The organism is Pseudoalteromonas sp. S1612 (assembly GCF_005887175.1).
GTDB lineage: Bacteria > Pseudomonadota > Gammaproteobacteria > Enterobacterales > Alteromonadaceae > Pseudoalteromonas > Pseudoalteromonas undina.
This window is the reverse complement of record NZ_PNDH01000057.1, coordinates 1-16,145: the sequence shown is the minus strand read 5'-3', so window position 1 is coordinate 16,145 and position 16,145 is coordinate 1. Positions and strand designations below refer to the sequence as shown.

At 40.1% G+C, this 16,145-nt stretch carries 20 protein-coding genes and 1 tRNA gene; 11 read left to right on the top strand and 10 right to left on the bottom strand.

The genetic code is table 11. The features are described from left to right. Positions 1-10 precede the first annotated feature (10 nt). The 6 genes from CWB78_RS16895 to mgtE all read left to right on the top strand — a co-directional run bounded on the left by CWB78_RS16895 (position 11) and on the right by mgtE (position 4,898). A complete protein-coding gene (locus CWB78_RS16895; protein ID WP_010390564.1) occupies positions 11-1,510 on the top strand; it encodes an RNA polymerase factor sigma-54 in 1,500 nt (499 codons plus the stop codon). Between the two features lie 26 nt (positions 1,511-1,536). After that, a complete protein-coding gene (gene hpf / locus CWB78_RS16890; RefSeq protein ID WP_010390562.1) occupies positions 1,537-1,824 on the top strand; it encodes a ribosome hibernation promoting factor in 288 nt (95 codons plus the stop codon). A 4-nt stretch (positions 1,825-1,828) separates the two neighbouring features. Then, the gene (ptsN, locus tag CWB78_RS16885; protein WP_010390560.1) at positions 1,829-2,281 is read left to right on the top strand and encodes a PTS IIA-like nitrogen regulatory protein PtsN; all 453 of its coding nucleotides are present in this window, start codon (positions 1,829-1,831) and stop codon (positions 2,279-2,281) included. Between the two features lie 19 nt (positions 2,282-2,300). After that, positions 2,301-3,143, top strand: a complete 843-nt coding sequence (gene rapZ / locus CWB78_RS16880) for an RNase adapter RapZ (RefSeq protein WP_010390558.1) — start codon at positions 2,301-2,303, stop codon at positions 3,141-3,143. A 17-nt stretch (positions 3,144-3,160) separates the two neighbouring features. Next, the gene (locus tag CWB78_RS16875) at positions 3,161-3,433 is read left to right on the top strand and encodes an HPr family phosphocarrier protein (protein ID WP_008115514.1); all 273 of its coding nucleotides are present in this window, start codon (positions 3,161-3,163) and stop codon (positions 3,431-3,433) included. Between the two features lie 106 nt (positions 3,434-3,539). Continuing rightward, entirely contained in the window at positions 3,540-4,898 is a 1,359-nt protein-coding gene (gene mgtE, locus CWB78_RS16870; protein WP_008115512.1) for a magnesium transporter, read from the top strand. Positions 4,899-4,967: 69 nt separating this feature from the next. Here the strand turns inward: mgtE and CWB78_RS16865 are convergent, their stop codons facing one another. Then, complete coding sequence (locus CWB78_RS16865; protein WP_055013333.1) at positions 4,968-7,151, bottom strand: YgiQ family radical SAM protein; 2,184 nt, start codon at positions 7,149-7,151, stop codon at positions 4,968-4,970. Positions 7,152-7,450: 299 nt separating this feature from the next. Between CWB78_RS16865 and CWB78_RS16860 the strand changes: the two genes are divergently transcribed. Together CWB78_RS16860 and CWB78_RS16855 are read left to right on the top strand one after the other, a co-directional pair. Next, complete coding sequence (locus CWB78_RS16860) at positions 7,451-7,999, top strand: SRPBCC family protein (protein ID WP_138596625.1); 549 nt, start codon at positions 7,451-7,453, stop codon at positions 7,997-7,999. After that, a complete protein-coding gene (locus CWB78_RS16855; RefSeq protein WP_010390553.1) occupies positions 7,968-8,849 on the top strand; it encodes a TIGR03899 family protein in 882 nt (293 codons plus the stop codon). Before CWB78_RS16860 ends, CWB78_RS16855 begins: the two co-directional genes overlap by 32 nt. A 46-nt stretch (positions 8,850-8,895) precedes the next feature. On the opposite strand, the gene CWB78_RS16850 is transcribed toward CWB78_RS16855, so the two are convergent. The 8 genes from CWB78_RS16850 to CWB78_RS16815 all read right to left on the bottom strand — a co-directional run bounded on the left by CWB78_RS16850 (position 8,896) and on the right by CWB78_RS16815 (position 14,425). Then, positions 8,896-9,666, bottom strand: a complete 771-nt coding sequence (locus CWB78_RS16850; RefSeq protein ID WP_138596623.1) for a TIGR04219 family outer membrane beta-barrel protein — start codon at positions 9,664-9,666, stop codon at positions 8,896-8,898. 3 nt (positions 9,667-9,669) lie between these two features. Beyond that, on the bottom strand, positions 9,670-10,656 hold the full coding sequence (locus CWB78_RS16845; protein WP_010390551.1) for a DUF2333 family protein: 987 nt from the start codon (positions 10,654-10,656) through the stop codon (positions 9,670-9,672). An 8-nt stretch (positions 10,657-10,664) separates the two neighbouring features. After that, on the bottom strand, positions 10,665-11,174 hold the full coding sequence (locus CWB78_RS16840) for a copper chaperone PCu(A)C (RefSeq protein WP_010390550.1): 510 nt from the start codon (positions 11,172-11,174) through the stop codon (positions 10,665-10,667). 78 nt (positions 11,175-11,252) lie between these two features. Continuing rightward, positions 11,253-11,579, bottom strand: coding sequence for a hypothetical protein (locus tag CWB78_RS16835; protein WP_010390549.1), 327 nt, complete (start codon positions 11,577-11,579; stop codon positions 11,253-11,255). Positions 11,580-11,589: 10 nt separating this feature from the next. Further along, positions 11,590-11,796 (bottom strand): PspC domain-containing protein, encoded by a 207-nt coding sequence (locus CWB78_RS16830; RefSeq protein WP_010390548.1) that lies wholly within the window; start codon positions 11,794-11,796, stop codon positions 11,590-11,592. A 10-nt stretch (positions 11,797-11,806) separates the two neighbouring features. Beyond that, entirely contained in the window at positions 11,807-12,487 is a 681-nt protein-coding gene (locus tag CWB78_RS16825) for a PspA/IM30 family protein (RefSeq protein ID WP_138596621.1), read from the bottom strand. A gap of 261 nt (positions 12,488-12,748) precedes the next feature. Then, on the bottom strand, positions 12,749-13,681 hold the full coding sequence (dusA, locus tag CWB78_RS16820) for a tRNA dihydrouridine(20/20a) synthase DusA (protein ID WP_036932963.1): 933 nt from the start codon (positions 13,679-13,681) through the stop codon (positions 12,749-12,751). A 123-nt stretch (positions 13,682-13,804) separates the two neighbouring features. Then, the gene (locus tag CWB78_RS16815) at positions 13,805-14,425 is read right to left on the bottom strand and encodes a MarC family protein (protein WP_008115498.1); all 621 of its coding nucleotides are present in this window, start codon (positions 14,423-14,425) and stop codon (positions 13,805-13,807) included. A 92-nt stretch (positions 14,426-14,517) separates the two neighbouring features. Here CWB78_RS16815 and CWB78_RS16810 point away from each other — a divergent pair, with 92 nt between their 5' ends. The 3 genes from CWB78_RS16810 to CWB78_RS16800 all read left to right on the top strand — a co-directional run bounded on the left by CWB78_RS16810 (position 14,518) and on the right by CWB78_RS16800 (position 15,908). After that, positions 14,518-14,952, top strand: coding sequence for a transcriptional repressor (locus CWB78_RS16810; RefSeq protein ID WP_008115496.1), 435 nt, complete (start codon positions 14,518-14,520; stop codon positions 14,950-14,952). Between the two features lie 63 nt (positions 14,953-15,015). Then, positions 15,016-15,483 carry a chemotaxis protein CheX gene (locus CWB78_RS16805; RefSeq protein WP_010390540.1) on the top strand — a complete coding sequence of 156 codons (468 nt, stop codon included), beginning with the start codon at positions 15,016-15,018 and terminating at the stop codon, positions 15,481-15,483. Next, positions 15,480-15,908, top strand: a complete 429-nt coding sequence (locus CWB78_RS16800; protein WP_138596619.1) for a secondary thiamine-phosphate synthase enzyme YjbQ — start codon at positions 15,480-15,482, stop codon at positions 15,906-15,908. The genes CWB78_RS16805 and CWB78_RS16800 overlap by 4 nt, the downstream gene beginning before the upstream one ends. 128 nt (positions 15,909-16,036) lie before the next feature. On the opposite strand, the gene CWB78_RS16795 is transcribed toward CWB78_RS16800, so the two are convergent. Further along, positions 16,037-16,112: transfer RNA gene (locus tag CWB78_RS16795), tRNA-Gly, on the bottom strand. Between the last annotated feature and the right edge of the window lie 33 nt (positions 16,113-16,145).

Here is a 16,145-nt window from a genome sequence, read left to right as displayed (position 1 = left end):
TTAGAGATAAATGAGGCAATCATTACAGCTGCGCATGGGCCAGCAACTTACAATGACTCCACAGTTGCAACAAGCAATTCGCTTATTGCAGCTCAGTACATTGGATCTCCAGCAAGAAATTCAAGAAGCACTCGATAGTAATCCCTTGCTTGAAGTTGAAGAACAAGATTACAGTGAAGATGCTGCGGGTAAAAACGAACAAAAAGCCGATACCGATGAATCAACGCTAAGTGCTTCAGCTGATGAAAAACCTAGCGAATATGAGCAAGATAGCGGCGAAGCCATGACCAAAGACACCATTAGCGATGATATGGCAATGGATGTTACATGGGATGAATACATGAGCGCAGCACCGGCCTCTTCATCAGGACCAATGCCTGAAGATGAATCAATTTATCAAGGCTCTTCAACTGAAACGCTACATGAATATTTAATGTGGCAATTGCAACTGACACCGTTTAGCCCTACTGATGAAGCCATCGCGATTGCAATCGTAGAAGCCGTGGACGATTCTGGTATTTTAACCCTTAGCTGTGAAGAAATATTAGAAAGTTTTAATCAAGAAAACGACATAGAAGATGAAGTTGAACTTGATGAAATAGAAGCCGTATTAAAGCGTATTCAGTTATTTGATCCGGTAGGAATAGCCGCGCGTAGTTTACAAGAGTGTTTGTGTATTCAATTGAATCAGTTTGATCAAGACACGCCTTTTTTAAGCGAAACAAAAATGATCTTAACTGATCACATTGACTTACTGGCTGCGCGTGATTATCGCACATTAATGAAAAAAACTAAGCTCAAAGAAGATGAGCTTAAAGAAGTCATGACGTTAATTCACACGCTGAGTCCAAAACCCGCTGACACTATTGTTAGAGAAGAGTCTGAGTACGTTATTCCTGATGTGTCGGTTAAAAAAGTAAAAGGCCGTTGGGTGGTTGAACTAAATCCAGATAGCATGCCTAAAATTAGGGTAAACAGCCAATATGCAGCTATGTCACGTACGGTTAAATCAAGCGGCGATAGCCAGTTTATTCGCTCACACTTACAAGAAGCTAAATGGTTTATAAAAAGCTTAGAAAGTAGAAACGACACACTGCTTAAAGTAACTAACTGTATTGTGCAGCAACAACAGGCCTTTTTTGAACATGGTCCTGAGGCGATGAAGCCTATGGTTCTTAATGACGTGGCCGAAATGGTAGAAATGCACGAATCGACTATTTCACGTGTTACTACGCAAAAATACATGCACACACCACGCGGTATTTTTGAGCTTAAATATTTCTTTTCAAGCCATGTAAGTACTGAAAATGGTGGCGAATGTTCATCTACAGCAATACGCGCATTAATTAAAAAATTAATAGCTGCAGAAAACTCAGCTAAACCATTGAGTGATAGTAAAATTGCAGATATATTGGCTGAGCAAGGAATTAAAGTAGCAAGGAGAACTATTGCAAAGTATCGCGAATCTCTAGCTATTCCCCCGTCAAATCAACGTAAAAGTTTGATTTAAGGCGTACAACAAAGAGGAAAATGTTTATGCAACTGAATTTAACTGGTCGCCATGTAGATATTACCGACTCGCTTAGAGACTACGTAAATAGTAAATTTTCGAAGTTACAGAGGCACACTGATCACATAACGAATGTGCACGTTATTCTCGATGTAGAAAAACTAAACCAAAAAGCCGAAGCAACCGTTCATGTTAGTGGCGCTGAGATTTTTGCCTCAACTGAACATCAAGATATGTATGCTGCTATAGACTCGCTGATTGACAAGCTAGATCGTCAAGTAATTAAACACAAAGAGAAACTTGCTCGACACTAACACTATGAAATTAAGCTCACTTATCTGTCAGGACTGCAGTAAAGCTGCGGTCCTTTTTAATAGTAAAAAAAGAATTTTAGAATTTATCAGTGAATTGGCTCACAATAAACTGCCCTATTTAACACAACAAGATATTCTTAACGCGTTAACCGCCAGAGAAAAACTAGGGAGTACAGGTATAGGTCGAGGAATTGCAATTCCTCATGGTCGTATGAGTGGTGTACAAGAGCCTCTTGCACTTATATTAGTGAGCGAAACGGCTATTAATTTTGATGCGATAGATAACAGACCGGTCGACATTTTTGTTGCCTTAATTGTACCTGATGGTGACAATAAGCAGCATTTAAAAACCTTAGCCACGATAGCAGAAAAGCTCAACGATAAAGAATTTTGTAAGCAATTACGAGCGGCAAAATCCGACAATGAGCTGTATCAAGTAATTGTAAGTCAACCGTAGTAACAATTAAGGGTGATAAATGGAATTAATAATTATAAGTGGTCGCTCAGGTTCTGGTAAATCTGTTGCGCTGCGTGTTGTTGAGGATTTAGGTTATTATTGTGTAGATAATATTCCTTTAAATTTATTGCCATCTCTTGTTCGTAGTGTTTCCGACAGCTACAACAAAATAGCCGTAAGTGTTGATGTGCGTAATTTACCTAAAGAGCAGCAACAGTTTAATGAAATCATTGAATATTTACCTGGTTTCACTAAGCCAACGGTGTTTTATTTAGACAGTGACGATCAAACCTTAATTAAACGTTTTTCAGAAACACGGCGTCTTCATCCTCTTTCTATTGATTCACTGCCACTTGATTTAGCAATAAAAAAAGAAAAACAACTCCTTGATGTACTCATTAACCGTGCCGATTATATGATTGATACTACGGATTTAAGTGTGCATCAGCTGGCTGAATCTATTCGTGAAAAAATACTCGGTAAAAAAGACAAACAACTGATCATTACCTTTGAGTCATTTGGTTTTAAGCACGGTATACCCAAAGAAGCAGATTATGTATTTGACGCTCGCTTTTTACCAAACCCGCATTGGGAGCCTGAACTTAAGCCACTCACAGGGCTAGATCAACCAGTAAAAGACTACCTAGCCAGCCACAGCATAGTACAAAAATTTACATGGCAAATTCAAACATTCGTGCAAACATGGCTGCCTCATTTAGAAAGAAATAACCGCAGCTATTTGACCATAGCTATTGGCTGTACCGGAGGGCAACACCGCTCAGTTTATTTGGCGCAAACTATAGGTGAAAGTTTTGCAATGAGTCATCCTAATGTAAAAATTCGCCATCGAGAACAAGAATAAAGCTTGAGAGAATATTAATGCGGTTAGAAAATACATTTTTAATAAAAAACAAATTAGGCCTGCATGCCAGAGCGGCTACGGTGCTGGCACAGCTTTCTGTGCAATTTGATGCCTCAATCACGTTATTTCAAGACGATAAACAAGCCGCTGGCGACAGTGTATTAGCACTTATGTTACTCGAAAGCAGTCAAGGCAAAGAAGTTAAGGTAGTATGTGAAGGCCCTGACGCAGAGCCTGCACTTAATGCAATTGGTGAGCTCATTGACCAACGATTTAATGAGCAAGAGTAATCCTGCTTATAAGCTAAGGTTAATAGTGGTTGAGGTAGTTTACTGATATAAAGTAAGATAAAGCGATACCCCATCATCGTGTAATAAAATTTAATTAAGGACGCCAATGCCTGAAGCTTTAGAACAAGATATTCCACTACAACAACTAAAACAGGTGACTAAGTCACTAAATAGTGGTCAATTTGTTCAAGTTAGGCGCATGCTGGCAAAAACGGCACCTTGTGATACCGCACTTCTTTTAGAATCATCTCCCCATAAAATTCGTCGTATGCTCTGGCAACTGGTTGATCCTGATGTACAGGGTGATGTACTTGAAGAACTCTCTGAAGACGTACGCTTGGGTATTATTGCGCAAATGGCACCTGAGCACATTGCTGCTGCAACAGAAGACATGGGCCATGATGATTTAGGGGAAGTACTACGTAGCCTACCAGACACCGTATATAAAGACGTTGTTAGCGCAATGGATATTCAAGATAGAGAGCGTGCAACACAAGCTCTATCTTACCAAGAGCGCTCTGCTGGCGCCTTGATGAATATCGATACGGTAACTATTCGCCCAGATGTGACTCTAGATGTTGTACTGCGTTATATTCGCTTACGTGGTGAACTGCCAGAGGGCACCGATGACTTATACGTTGTAGATAAACATAACTGTTTTTTAGGCGCCTTATCGCTGAGCACTTTATTAACTAATCCCCCTGAAAAAATTGTTCAGGATTTAATGGATGAAGAGTGTGAATCTATTCCTATTTCAATGGATGAAAGCGAAGTAGCGCAGCTATTTGAACGACATAACTGGATATCGGCACCAGTTGTCGATGACAACGCGCATTTGCTTGGTCGTATTACTATTGATGATATCGTTGATGTTATCCGTGAAGATGCAGAGCATAGCTTATTAAGCTTAGCGGGTCTTGATGATGAAGAAGATACCTTTGCGCCGGTCTTAAAAAGCTCTAAAAAGCGCTCAATTTGGCTAGGTGTAAACTTACTAACTGCATTGCTGGCTGCAATTGTGGCGAGCTTTTTCGAAAACACCTTAGCTATATTACCAATTCTTGCTGTGCTCAATGGCATTGTCCCGTCAATGGGTGGGGTTGCAGGCAGCCAAACCTTAACTTTGGTTATTCGCGGTATCGCGGTGGGTCATATCAACCAAACTAACCAACGTTTTTTATTATTAAAAGAACTCGCTATCGGCGCGATTAACGGTATGGTTTGGTCTATCCTAATTGCCGGTGTCGTTGCGCTTTGGCAATGGGATTTCAAACTCGGTGGTGTTTTAGCGTTTGCTATGTTTATGAATTTAGTTGCAGCAGGTATTGCGGGTGCTAGTATCCCACTATTGCTTAAAAAAATGAAAATAGATCCAGCACTAGCAGGCAGTGTGGTACTAACCACAGTAACTGATATTGTTGGTATATTTGCCTTTTTAGGCACTGCAACTTGGTTATTGATTTAGGCTCTAATCTTTTTATAAACAAAAACACCGCGTCAATACGCGGTGTTTTTGTTTAAGCCGATAATTACTTTACCTTGCGCGCTGGCGATTACCGCCCACCTTAGGTTTAGTGTTGGCTTTTTTAAACTGACTAAAGCCAGTATGACGAGTAAGCGCAGGGCGACCGCCCTTGTTACCTTTACCGCCTTTGGCTTGCCTTTCATCTCTGCCTTCTTCTGGCACTAAACAATTTGGACCTTTACCAATGAGTTTAGCTTTGCCCATGTTACGAAGGGCTTCACGGATCATTGGCCAACCGGCAGGATCATGGTAACGTAAAATTGCTTTATGCAAACGACGCTGGCGCGCACCCTTTGGCACCGCAACTTGCTCAGTATTATTTTTAATATTGCGTAGCGAGTTCATTTCAGTATGATAAATGGTGGTGGCATTAGCCATCGGTGACGGATAAAAGTTTTGCACCTGATCAAGCTTAAAGTCATTCGATTTCAGCCACAAAGCCATATTAACCATGTCTTCGTCTTTAGTCCCTGGGTGAGCAGAAATAAAGTATGGAATTAAATACTGCTTTTTACCCGCTTCTTTAGAGTACTTATCAAATAGCGCTTTAAATTCATCGTAGGCACCCATACCCGGCTTCATCATCTTAGATAATGGGCCATCTTCAGTGTGCTCCGGTGCTATTTTTAAATATCCACCAACATGATGAGTTACTAGCTCTTTAACGTAACGAGGATCACGTACAGCAAGGTCATAACGCACGCCTGAAGCAATTAAGATCTTTTTGATCCCTTTAACCTCACGCGCCTTTTTATATAAATCGATAGTCGGGGTATGGTCAGTATCCATATGCTTACAAATATCAGGATACACACACGACAAGCGGCGACAGGTACTCTCTGCTTTTTTACTGGTACAACGCAGTTTGTACATATTTGCGGTTGGTCCGCCTAAATCAGAAATAACCCCAGTAAAGCCTGGTACTTTATCTCTAATTTGCTCAATCTCTTCAATAATTGATTCTTGAGATCGGCTTTGAATTATTCGCCCTTCATGCTCGGTAATAGAACAAAACGAACAGCCGCCAAAACAACCGCGCATTATATTTACCGACGTTTTAATCATATCGTAAGCAGGAATTTTATTATCGCCATAACTTGGGTGCGGAATACGCTGATACGGTAAACCAAAAACATCATCCATTTCTTGGGTTTCAAGTGGATAAGCTGGCGGGTTCACCCAGATAGAGCGATCGCCATGACGCTGAAACAACGCTCTTGCACAACCAGGGTTGGTTTCTTGGTGCAAAATACGCGATGCATGAGCATACAATGGTTTATTAACACTGACCTGCTCAAAAGCGGGTAACTTAACGTAAGTTTTTTCCCATGGCTTAGGGCGCGCAGGCTGAATGGTAATTGGTTTTGCAGCTTCGGCCTTTAAATCAATACCCGCTTGCTTAAATTCTGATTTAGCACAACCCACATCATCCGCACCATAAGGATTAGGAATAGGGTCTATTTTACCAATTTTATCAATGGCTGTTGAATCACTGCCACGCCAACCGGGTAAAGGCTCTTTACGAATAACCGCCGTGCCTCTCACATCTTGTATGGTATCCATGGTTTCACCCGCAGCGATACGATGCGCTACTTCAACTAACGGGCGTTCGGCATTACCATAAATTAAAATATCGCCTTTAGCGTCAAATAATACGCTACGACGTACTTTTTCTTGCCAATAGTCGTAATGAGCAATACGACGCAAGCTGGCTTCAATGCCACCTAATACGAGCGGCACATCTTTATAGGCTTCACGACAACGTTGTGAGTATATGATCACGGCACGGTCAGGGCGTTTACCACCAACATTTCCCGGGGTATAAGCATCATCGTGGCGCATTCGTTTTTCAGCGGTGTAACGATTGATCATCGAATCCATGTTACCGGCTGTAATACCAAAAAATAAGTTAGGCTTACCCAATGCCATAAAGGCATCTTTAGAGTTCCAATCAGGCTGAGCAATAATGCCCACTCTAAACCCCTGCGCTTCAAGCACACGACCAATTACGGCCATCCCAAAACTAGGATGGTCTACATAAGCATCACCGCTAATAATAATAATATCGCAGCTATCCCAGCCAAGCGCGTCCATTTCTTCGCGTGTTGTTGGTAAAAATGGGGCTGTGCCATAACACTCAGCCCAATACTTAGGGTATGAGAATAAGCCGCGATCAGCTTTTAATGTGCTCATAAAATTGGCCGTTCAATAACAAAAGGCGCGAATTATACCCTATCGACATCCACGTTGATATAGCACAAAATGAAAGCACTGATTAAAAATTGTTTACCTTTATCGCATTACTAAAACAGACAAATCATCTAAGCTGATTACTGCTAATGTCTGCTTTTAGATTTATTTAAAGTAGATAAACTAGATAAAAATGATCGACTCTAGGCTAAACTATTAAATAAGCTGTGATTATTAATAATTCATAGACGCTGTAATATTAAAACCAATGAGGCATACCTATTAAGCTACTTAAACAATTAATGCAGTTTTCAGCCATCTTACTGTTGGCGCTTGTTGTTGTGGGATTACTTTTACCACAAAACTATCACGTGCAAAAAAGCATTAAAATAAATGCCCGCCCTCCTGTTATAAAGTCATTAGTGGAAGATTTTACTCAGTGGTACAAATGGTCGCCGTGGCAGCAAATAGATCCCAATATTGAATTTAGTATTGGTGAACCTAGTGCTGGTGCGGGAGCCTATCAATCTTGGCAAGGAAAGTGGGGGCAAGGCGAAATGACAATCACTTCATTAAGCGCCAATGAAGTTGTATTTAATGTATTATTTAATCAAGAACATATTATTACTAGCCGATTACTATTTAGCCCACATGCAAAAACTGTAACCTGGCATATAGAAGGACAAGCAACTGTGCCGCTTATATCTGGCTATGTTGCTATATTTGCTGAAAATATATTAAGCAATATAGTCACCCTAGGGCTAAATAACTTAAAGACGGTAGCCCAACTCAGTGATGCACAAGCAATAATGGAAAGCCATGACAGTCAAAACCGCACAAGCCAGAATTAAACTTGCCAATATTATTGAGTCACTGTTAGGTTACTCGGTCACAAAAGTGAGTAATACGCCTGCAGCTGATGAAAAAACCTATAATACGCAGGGAAAAGCAAAGTCTCTTTACCGTATTAATAGCGAGCATTCAGTGTTAGCTCGAGCACAAAAAAGACAAGATCTACTGCTAATAAAACAACAACAAAATATCGAGACTATTTTAGCCTTGGCAATGGAGTTTTGTCCTGATGTAGCCTGTGCTAAACAACCTGATGCCGATTGGGTAGAGCACTTTATTGCCTTGTGTGAAGATACCTCAAATCAATCAATGCAAACATTGTGGGCAAAAATTTTTACTGGCGAAACCATTAGCCCAGGTACTTTTTCTATAAAAAGCTTACAAACTCTCAAACACATGACCCAGCGCGAAGCGGATTCATTAAGAAAGTGTGTGTCTATTTCAGGGTATAACGAAAAGGATAGTAGTCACCTAATATTTTTAGGTTATTACAAAAAGCCCTCGTTATTTGATTTATTAGGCAAGGGTAATAAAGTGTCATTAAGCATAGGTAAAAGCGGTGTGAGCTTTCCTGATGTATTGACCTTAATGGACTTAAACTTGCTTTATCGTAAAGAGATTGAATCCGCTGCATTAAAAGCAGGACAAGAGATCACCCTCTCCTTTTTAACTCAAAAACTAACTTTAAAAGCAAAAAGTAACGACTTAGTACTAAGCTATTATAAGTTTACCCAAACTGGTGATGAACTGTTTAGACTAATGAATTACCCAATTAATAAAGTGTACAAACAGTTAATTGGTGCAGCATTTGAAGGGGAGTTTGAATTAGTGTGGCACACTTCAAAATAACTAAAAAAAGCCACACAAGGTGGCTTTTCATTAAACTAATAGGCGCTTAAAAATGAACCTGTATGCCTGCAAATGGCCCCGACGCATCAATATCAGTATTAATATCATCTACATCATCAAGCTCTAAAACCATAGAGCGGTAACCCGCTTTAACCGCAACATCAACGGCTAGATTATCAATAAACTCCCAAGCAATACCCATTTGGTAATCTCGTACTTTACTGTCATCAATAGCTAAAAAGCTGCCTTCAGCAAAAACACTTAAACCACTAAACGGTAAACCCGCTTCGAAACGTCCATACGCTAAAGGCACTACACCTGAGAACTCTTCAATTTCAGTGAAGTTAGCGCCACCTTGTTGCGATGTACCTGTTACCACAAGCTCACCATCAAACTGCTTAGCATTAATACCTAAATCAATTGAGATTAAGTCGTTATCAAAAATTTCATAATACAGAATATAATCAATGTGCGATAAGTCAGTGACTGAATTAACATCAGTGCCAACAATATAATCAGAGCCATTAAAGCTAAATGTATCTTCAAGTCGCGTTGAACCGGTTAGTTCAAGCTCAGTGTATTTTAATTTTAAGTTTGGCACTAATGGAACCGGATGCTCAAGTGCGGCGTAATAGCTAACAAAAGTCTCATCTTCAAAATTGAAGTTTTGTAGGGCGTTATTATTATCAGAAAAGCTACCGTCATTATCGGCTTTCCAACCATCAACCCCTACATACAAACCCAATACAGTATCGGCTTGTGCTACAGGTGCTAAACATGCCATTGATAGGGCTGCTGCTATACAATACTTTTTCATTTTTTATCCTTGCGCTAATAATTCGCTAAGTTCAATCAGTGCCGCATTGGCTCTAGAGATATAATTTGCCATAACGAGTGAATGGTTGGCGACATAACCGAATCCGTTGCCGTTTAAAATTATTGGGCTCCAAACGGTTTCTTGGGTCGCTTCAAGCTCGCGTATAATTTGTTGTAAACTAACACGGGCGTTCTTTTTATCAAGTACTTCGGCAAAATCATATTCAACCGCTTGTAAAAAATGTAGTAAAGCCCAAGTAGCACCGCGTGACTCATAAAATACATCATCAATTTCCCACCACGATGTTCTTACTTGTTGTTGTAATGGCGTATAAGTAGCTTGTGTATTTGAAGAGTTGCCTGCTAAATCGGTATTTACCTTGTCTTGACCTACACTCGCACTCAAACGTTGGCTTAAACTACCTAAGCGTTTTTCAGCTTCTTTTAACCAACTGCGTAAATTATCTGCACGTGAGTAAAATTGGCTATCGCGCTCATGCTGATTCGCAATTTGAGAACGGTATACTAATAAGTAATCAATGCCCTTTTGATATTCGCCCTCAGCACTTGGCCATGCCCATGCTTCAGAACTAATATTAAATTGTGGCTGTGCTTTTTTAAGCGCTTCGTGCTCAGTAGATTGTGACTGTGAACGACTAAAATCTTTTCGCATTGATAGTGCTAAATCACGCACCATTTCCAACGCGCCATACTCCCAAGCGGGCATGTTGTCCATTATTACGCTCGGTGGCAGTACATCATTTGATAAATAACCGCCTGACTTAGTTAAGAGGGTATCAGCGACGGTGATAAGCGTTGAAGTTGTTACATATCCTGTTACTGGTTTTTCACTGCGTTGCTGCGCTTGCTGCTTGGCATTTTGTACCACATCAAAACGTGCAGGCTCTATGCTCCAGTACACTGCAATAGCGTAAAATACGACAAACAATAATACCAATGCCGTTATTATTTTTCCTTTATGCTGTGACATTTATCCCCCTAATGATGACTATGATCTTTTGATGCTTTTACCGGCTCAGCTTGCGATGCTAGCGAAACTACTTTCGCATTGGTGAATACTCGATTCCCGTCTTCAAAATATAGCGTGAGTTTGCGTTCTTGACCTACTTTTAACGGCTCTTGTGGTTCAAACACCATTAAATGGTAGCTTCCAGGCTTAAAATCGAGTTGCTGGTGAGCTTTAATAAGCAATGATTCTACTTTTTGCATTTTCATCATACCATCAGCGTGGACGTGCTCATGGATCTCAACACGACCTAAACCATCTATGGTCGCTCTTGTGAGTGTTGCCGGTACATTACTGTGGTTTTCAATACTAAAATAACCCACGCTGGCTTTAGTGGCAGGTAAAAACTCTCTTACTTGCGCATTTGTTACTTGTAATTGCGCAACAACACTATCGTGTTCATGTCCTTCGTGCGCCAATAACGAAGACGAAAAAACACCCACCAATAATGCACTTGCACTTAAAATACATTGTTTAATCATCAGTAAAATCCTTGTTAAAACATAAAAATATAGTCCAAATTTATCATAATTCCCTAATATTAGGCAGCTAATTTAAGTTTAAGAAGCCACTTTTTTGTTATCTGCGATTAACCAGCACAACCCTGCCACAAACAATAACGGCCAAGCAATCATAAGTGATCCGAATAAAAAGGCTAATATCGTTCCAGCCAGTGCCACCATCGCCGCGCCAACAAGCCCCATAGTTACCAAAGCAGCAATCGCAATAACAACTATAATGGCGATTAACGCCCCAATGAGCTCTATACCAGTCCAACTAATATCTGAGATCCACAACGGAAATTGCCATACATCAAAATGAATTATCGAGCCGCTATTAATCAAAAATAATGTAACAATAAGTAGGCATACGGCGAGAGTTTTCATGTCGTTCCCCTTACACTGCTTTTTCTTCAAGACAACAGTGCGCAATTAAATAACCTAGCGCCACTGCAAACGGAAAACTTAAAAATAATAAAACGGTGACTAAACGAGTAGACCATACCGGAAAGTCTAGTCGGTAGGCTAACCCACTACAGACACCTGATATTTTTTTGTTAAGCGTATTTTTATACCAACGACGATGCGTATTAAAATTATTCATAACAATCTCCTTAGGCTGTTTGTTTGTTAGCAGTATTTAAACTCGCTTTTAAACTTGCCAGTTCTGCATCAATTTTTTCGTTTTTAACCAGTGACTCAATTTGCGTCGCAGTATTGCTCGCTGTATCTGTCAGCTCATATGCTTCGACCTGCGATTCAACACTCTCAACACGACGCTCAATTTGCTCAAATCGTGATAAAGCAGTGGCCACTTTATCGCTCTGCAGCTGAGTATTTATCTTAGATCTTGCCTCAACCACATTTTCACGCTTTACAAGTTGTGCTTGCTTTGCTTTAGCCTGTGTCATTTTTTGCTGCAGGCGTTCACAGTCCTCTGTGATTTTTACAATTGATTGCTGCAATGTCTCAAGTTGTGTTTGTAAGCACTCTATGCTTATTTCGACATTGTGTTTTTCAGCTAGTGCTGATTTAGCTAAATCGTCACGATTTTTTGCAATGGCATGTTCGGCCTTTAATTGCCAATTTGTGAGCGCTTGTTGTTTATTGCTTATTTGACGCTTGATATTCTTTTCTTCACATAATAGTGCTGCCGCGGTGCTACGACACTCATTAAGTGCCTCTTGCATTTCGGTTAGCATCAAATTAAGTAGTTTTTCTGAATCTTCAGCTTTATCAAGCATAGCTACGATATTTGCTTGAATGACGTCGTTTACGCGATTAAATATACCCATGTTATTCTCCTGATGATTTTTTATTTATACATCAACAGGATTCCAAGAGTTATGCCAACAACTTAAAATTCTTTTATTTTCATTAAATATCAATAATTTAAATTATTTTTGGCGGGTAAGTTAATGACTAGTCACTGAATGAAATTAAGTCGAATTGGCTAATAAATTACATTTTTGACTAAAATTTGGGATCAAAAAAAGCCACCTGAGGTGGCTTTTTCTATAAAGAGCATCTGTTACGCCAATTCCATTAAATTGGCATTACTCGGGTACGTAACTTAACGCTTTATCCATAACACTTAAATCAGCTTGCTTACCATGACCATTTTCAGATAAGTGGCGTCTAAAGCCACGCGCACCGGGTTGCCCCTGAAAAATACCCAGCATGTGGCGTGCAACATGCCAAAAATTAGCCCCTAAACGCATCTCTTCTTCAATATAATCATACATAGAGCGTACAACATCATGTCGAGACTGAGTATTAGCCGCATCACCATAAATTTTTTCATCTACTTCATTAAGCATAAATGGATTACTGTAAGCCTCTCGGCCCACCATAACCCCATCTATGTACTGTAAATGCTCAAGACTTTGCTCAATGGTTTTAACACCACCGTTAATACTTAAATCAAGTTGAGGGTAATCTTTTTTAAGCTGGTAAACTCGGGGGTAGTTAAGCTCAGGAACTTCGCGATTTTCTTTCGGGCTCAATCCTTTTAGCCATGCTTTGCGCGCATGAATAATAAAGTCATCACAGCCAACTTTATGTGAAGCCTCTATCAAAGCACATAAAAATTCATAAGAATCTTGCTCATCAATACCAATACGAGTTTTAACTGTAACCGGAATATTAACTTCACTTTTCATTGCAGCAACACACTCTGCAACTAAATTAGGCTCGGCCATTAAACAGGCACCAAAACGTCCATTTTGCACACGATCTGACGGACAACCTACATTAAGGTTTATTTCATCATAACCGCGCTCACCAGCAAGCTTGGCACACTGTGCTAGCGCTTGCGGGTCTGATCCACCTAATTGCAATGCCACAGGGCCTTCGTGCTGATTAAAATGCAAGTAGTCACCACGACCGAATAAAATAGCGCCAGTTGTGATCATCTCAGTGTAGAGCACGGTGTGCTTAGTCATTTTACGATGAAACGTACGACAGTGGCGATCAGTCCAATCGAGCATGGGTGCCACGCTAAAGCGTCGATTTAAAGTACGTTTATCCAAAATGTGATCCTCAAAAATTTATAATTTAAGCACAGCTTAAACGGCGCTGCATTTTACACAAAAGCCCTATGCGCAGCAATATTAAGCAAACACTTGCAAGCCAAAGTATTGTGCAATACCGTTTAAAATATTAGTCACCGCGACTGAGCTTAAAATTAACCCCATAATTCGACTAATAATACTCGCCCCACTATCACCTATTATTTTATGTACATGCGTAGCAAGTAATAACAAAATCAGTACCACCACTAAAACAGCTAACATCATTGATGAAGTAATCATTTGTTCAACCCAGGTATATTCCTCATTGCGTGTCATTAATACCGCACCTAACATGGCACCAGGACTGGCTATTGATGGGATAGCGAGCGGAAAAATAGCGGTTTCAGTGCTGTCTCTAACACTTTTAATTTCAGCTTCAGGTTTGCTTTCACCAAAGGTCATGGAAAGTGCAAAAATTAATAAAATTAAACCACCTGCTATTTGAAATGCCGAGAGCGGGATCTCAATCACATTCAGTAATTGTTCGCCAGCAACTACAAAAAATAACAGCACTAAAGCAGACACACCCACGGCTTTAAAAATCACTTTACGCTTAAACTTGTCGTCATCTCCACGAGTTACGGCGATAAAAACCGGGATTGTGCCAATTGGATCGATAACCGCAAAAAAGAAAATAAATATAGCTAATAGTTCATGCATTAATGAGTACCTTTTCACTAAATCGGTTAATAAAACGCTGCAACTACAATACAGTATGTTAGTATATCACGGCAGCGTAAGGATGAGAGAAGATGAATATAGAATCACTCGTAAGTAAAGCAAAACAAGTGTGCGACAACCGTGGTGCGCGATTCACACCAATTCGCGAGAAGGTATTTCGTTTATTGGCCAGTGCCCAAGGTGGTGTGGGGGCGTACGATTTACTTGAGCAATTGAAAGTCACTGAAACAGGTGCTAAACCTGCAACGATTTATCGTGCTTTAGACTTTTTAGCCGAACTCGGTTTTATTCATAAAATTGAAAGCACCAATGCATTTATGCTGTGTCATCATTTTGATCATATTCATCCTGTTCAGCTATTAATTTGTGATAGCTGCGGCTTTGTTAAAGAGCTGCACTCAACAGTAATTTCACATGAGCTCAATAACTTGGCAGCCGAAAGTGGCTTTGTAGTTTCCGGGCAAACAATAGAAGCACATGGTAAATGTGACTCTTGCCGAGCATAGGTAAGCGACTATAGCTATACTTTGCGTATAACCTTTATCAGTACCAATTTAAGGACATCTAATATGAATGTAGAGTTCATTAATCCCTTTTTAGCTTCTTTGATGAATGTATTGAGCACTATGGCTCAAACTCAGTTAAAACCAGGCAAGCCACGCATTAAAACAGATGAGATAGCCTGTGGTGATGTATCGGGATTAATTGGTATGGTTGGCCCTCAAACTCGCGGTTCATTTTCAATTACCTTCGACGAAGGTTTAGCGCTGACCATTATGGAACGAATGTTAGGCGAACGACCAGACGACATAAATGAAGAAGTGACCGACATGGTCGGTGAAATAACTAATATGGTTACCGGTGGTGCTAAGAATTTATTAGGTGAAAAAGGCTATGATTTTGCCATGGCAACACCCATTGTTGTGTCTGGTAAAAACCACACTATTACTCACAAAAGTGACGGCAAAAAAATTCTTATGCCGTTTACCAGTGACGCAGGTAATGCCAATATTGAAGTGAGTTTTGATAAGCTATGAGCTGGTCGCAAACCACAATTACATTAAAGCCTCGCTCGCGGGGCTTTCATTTAATTGATAACGACAAACTCAATCAACTCCCACAAATAAGCCAATTTAAAGTTGGTTTATTACACTTATTTATTCAACACACCTCAGCCAGCTTAACCATTAATGAAAATGCCGATCCTACCGTGCGTATGGATATGGAAAGCCACTTTAATCAATTTGTTCCAGAGCGCCAGCCTTATTACCGTCATGACTATGAGGGCGATGATGATATGCCTGCCCATATAAAAACCAGTACCTTAGGTTGCGAATTAACTATCCCGATTAGTCACGGTCAGTTAGCGCTGGGAACTTGGCAAGGAATATACTTAGGTGAGCACCGTGATCATGGTGGTTCAAGGCACATTATTGCAACTTTGCAAGGCGAAGCGTTTTAGATTTTACAACATAGATCATTCGCACACATTGAACATTTCAAAAAAGTTACATAAATTAAATTTATAATGATTCGCGTATGGGTCATTTTTTGCTATTTGAAAATGAATATCTGGAAAGTAAATAAGATTGGAGCGGCACACGAGGCTCGAACTCGTGACCTCGACCTTGGCAAGGTCGCGCTCTACCAACTGAGCTAGTGCCGCATTTACTAAGTTAGTCAGTATTTTGTACGTTGT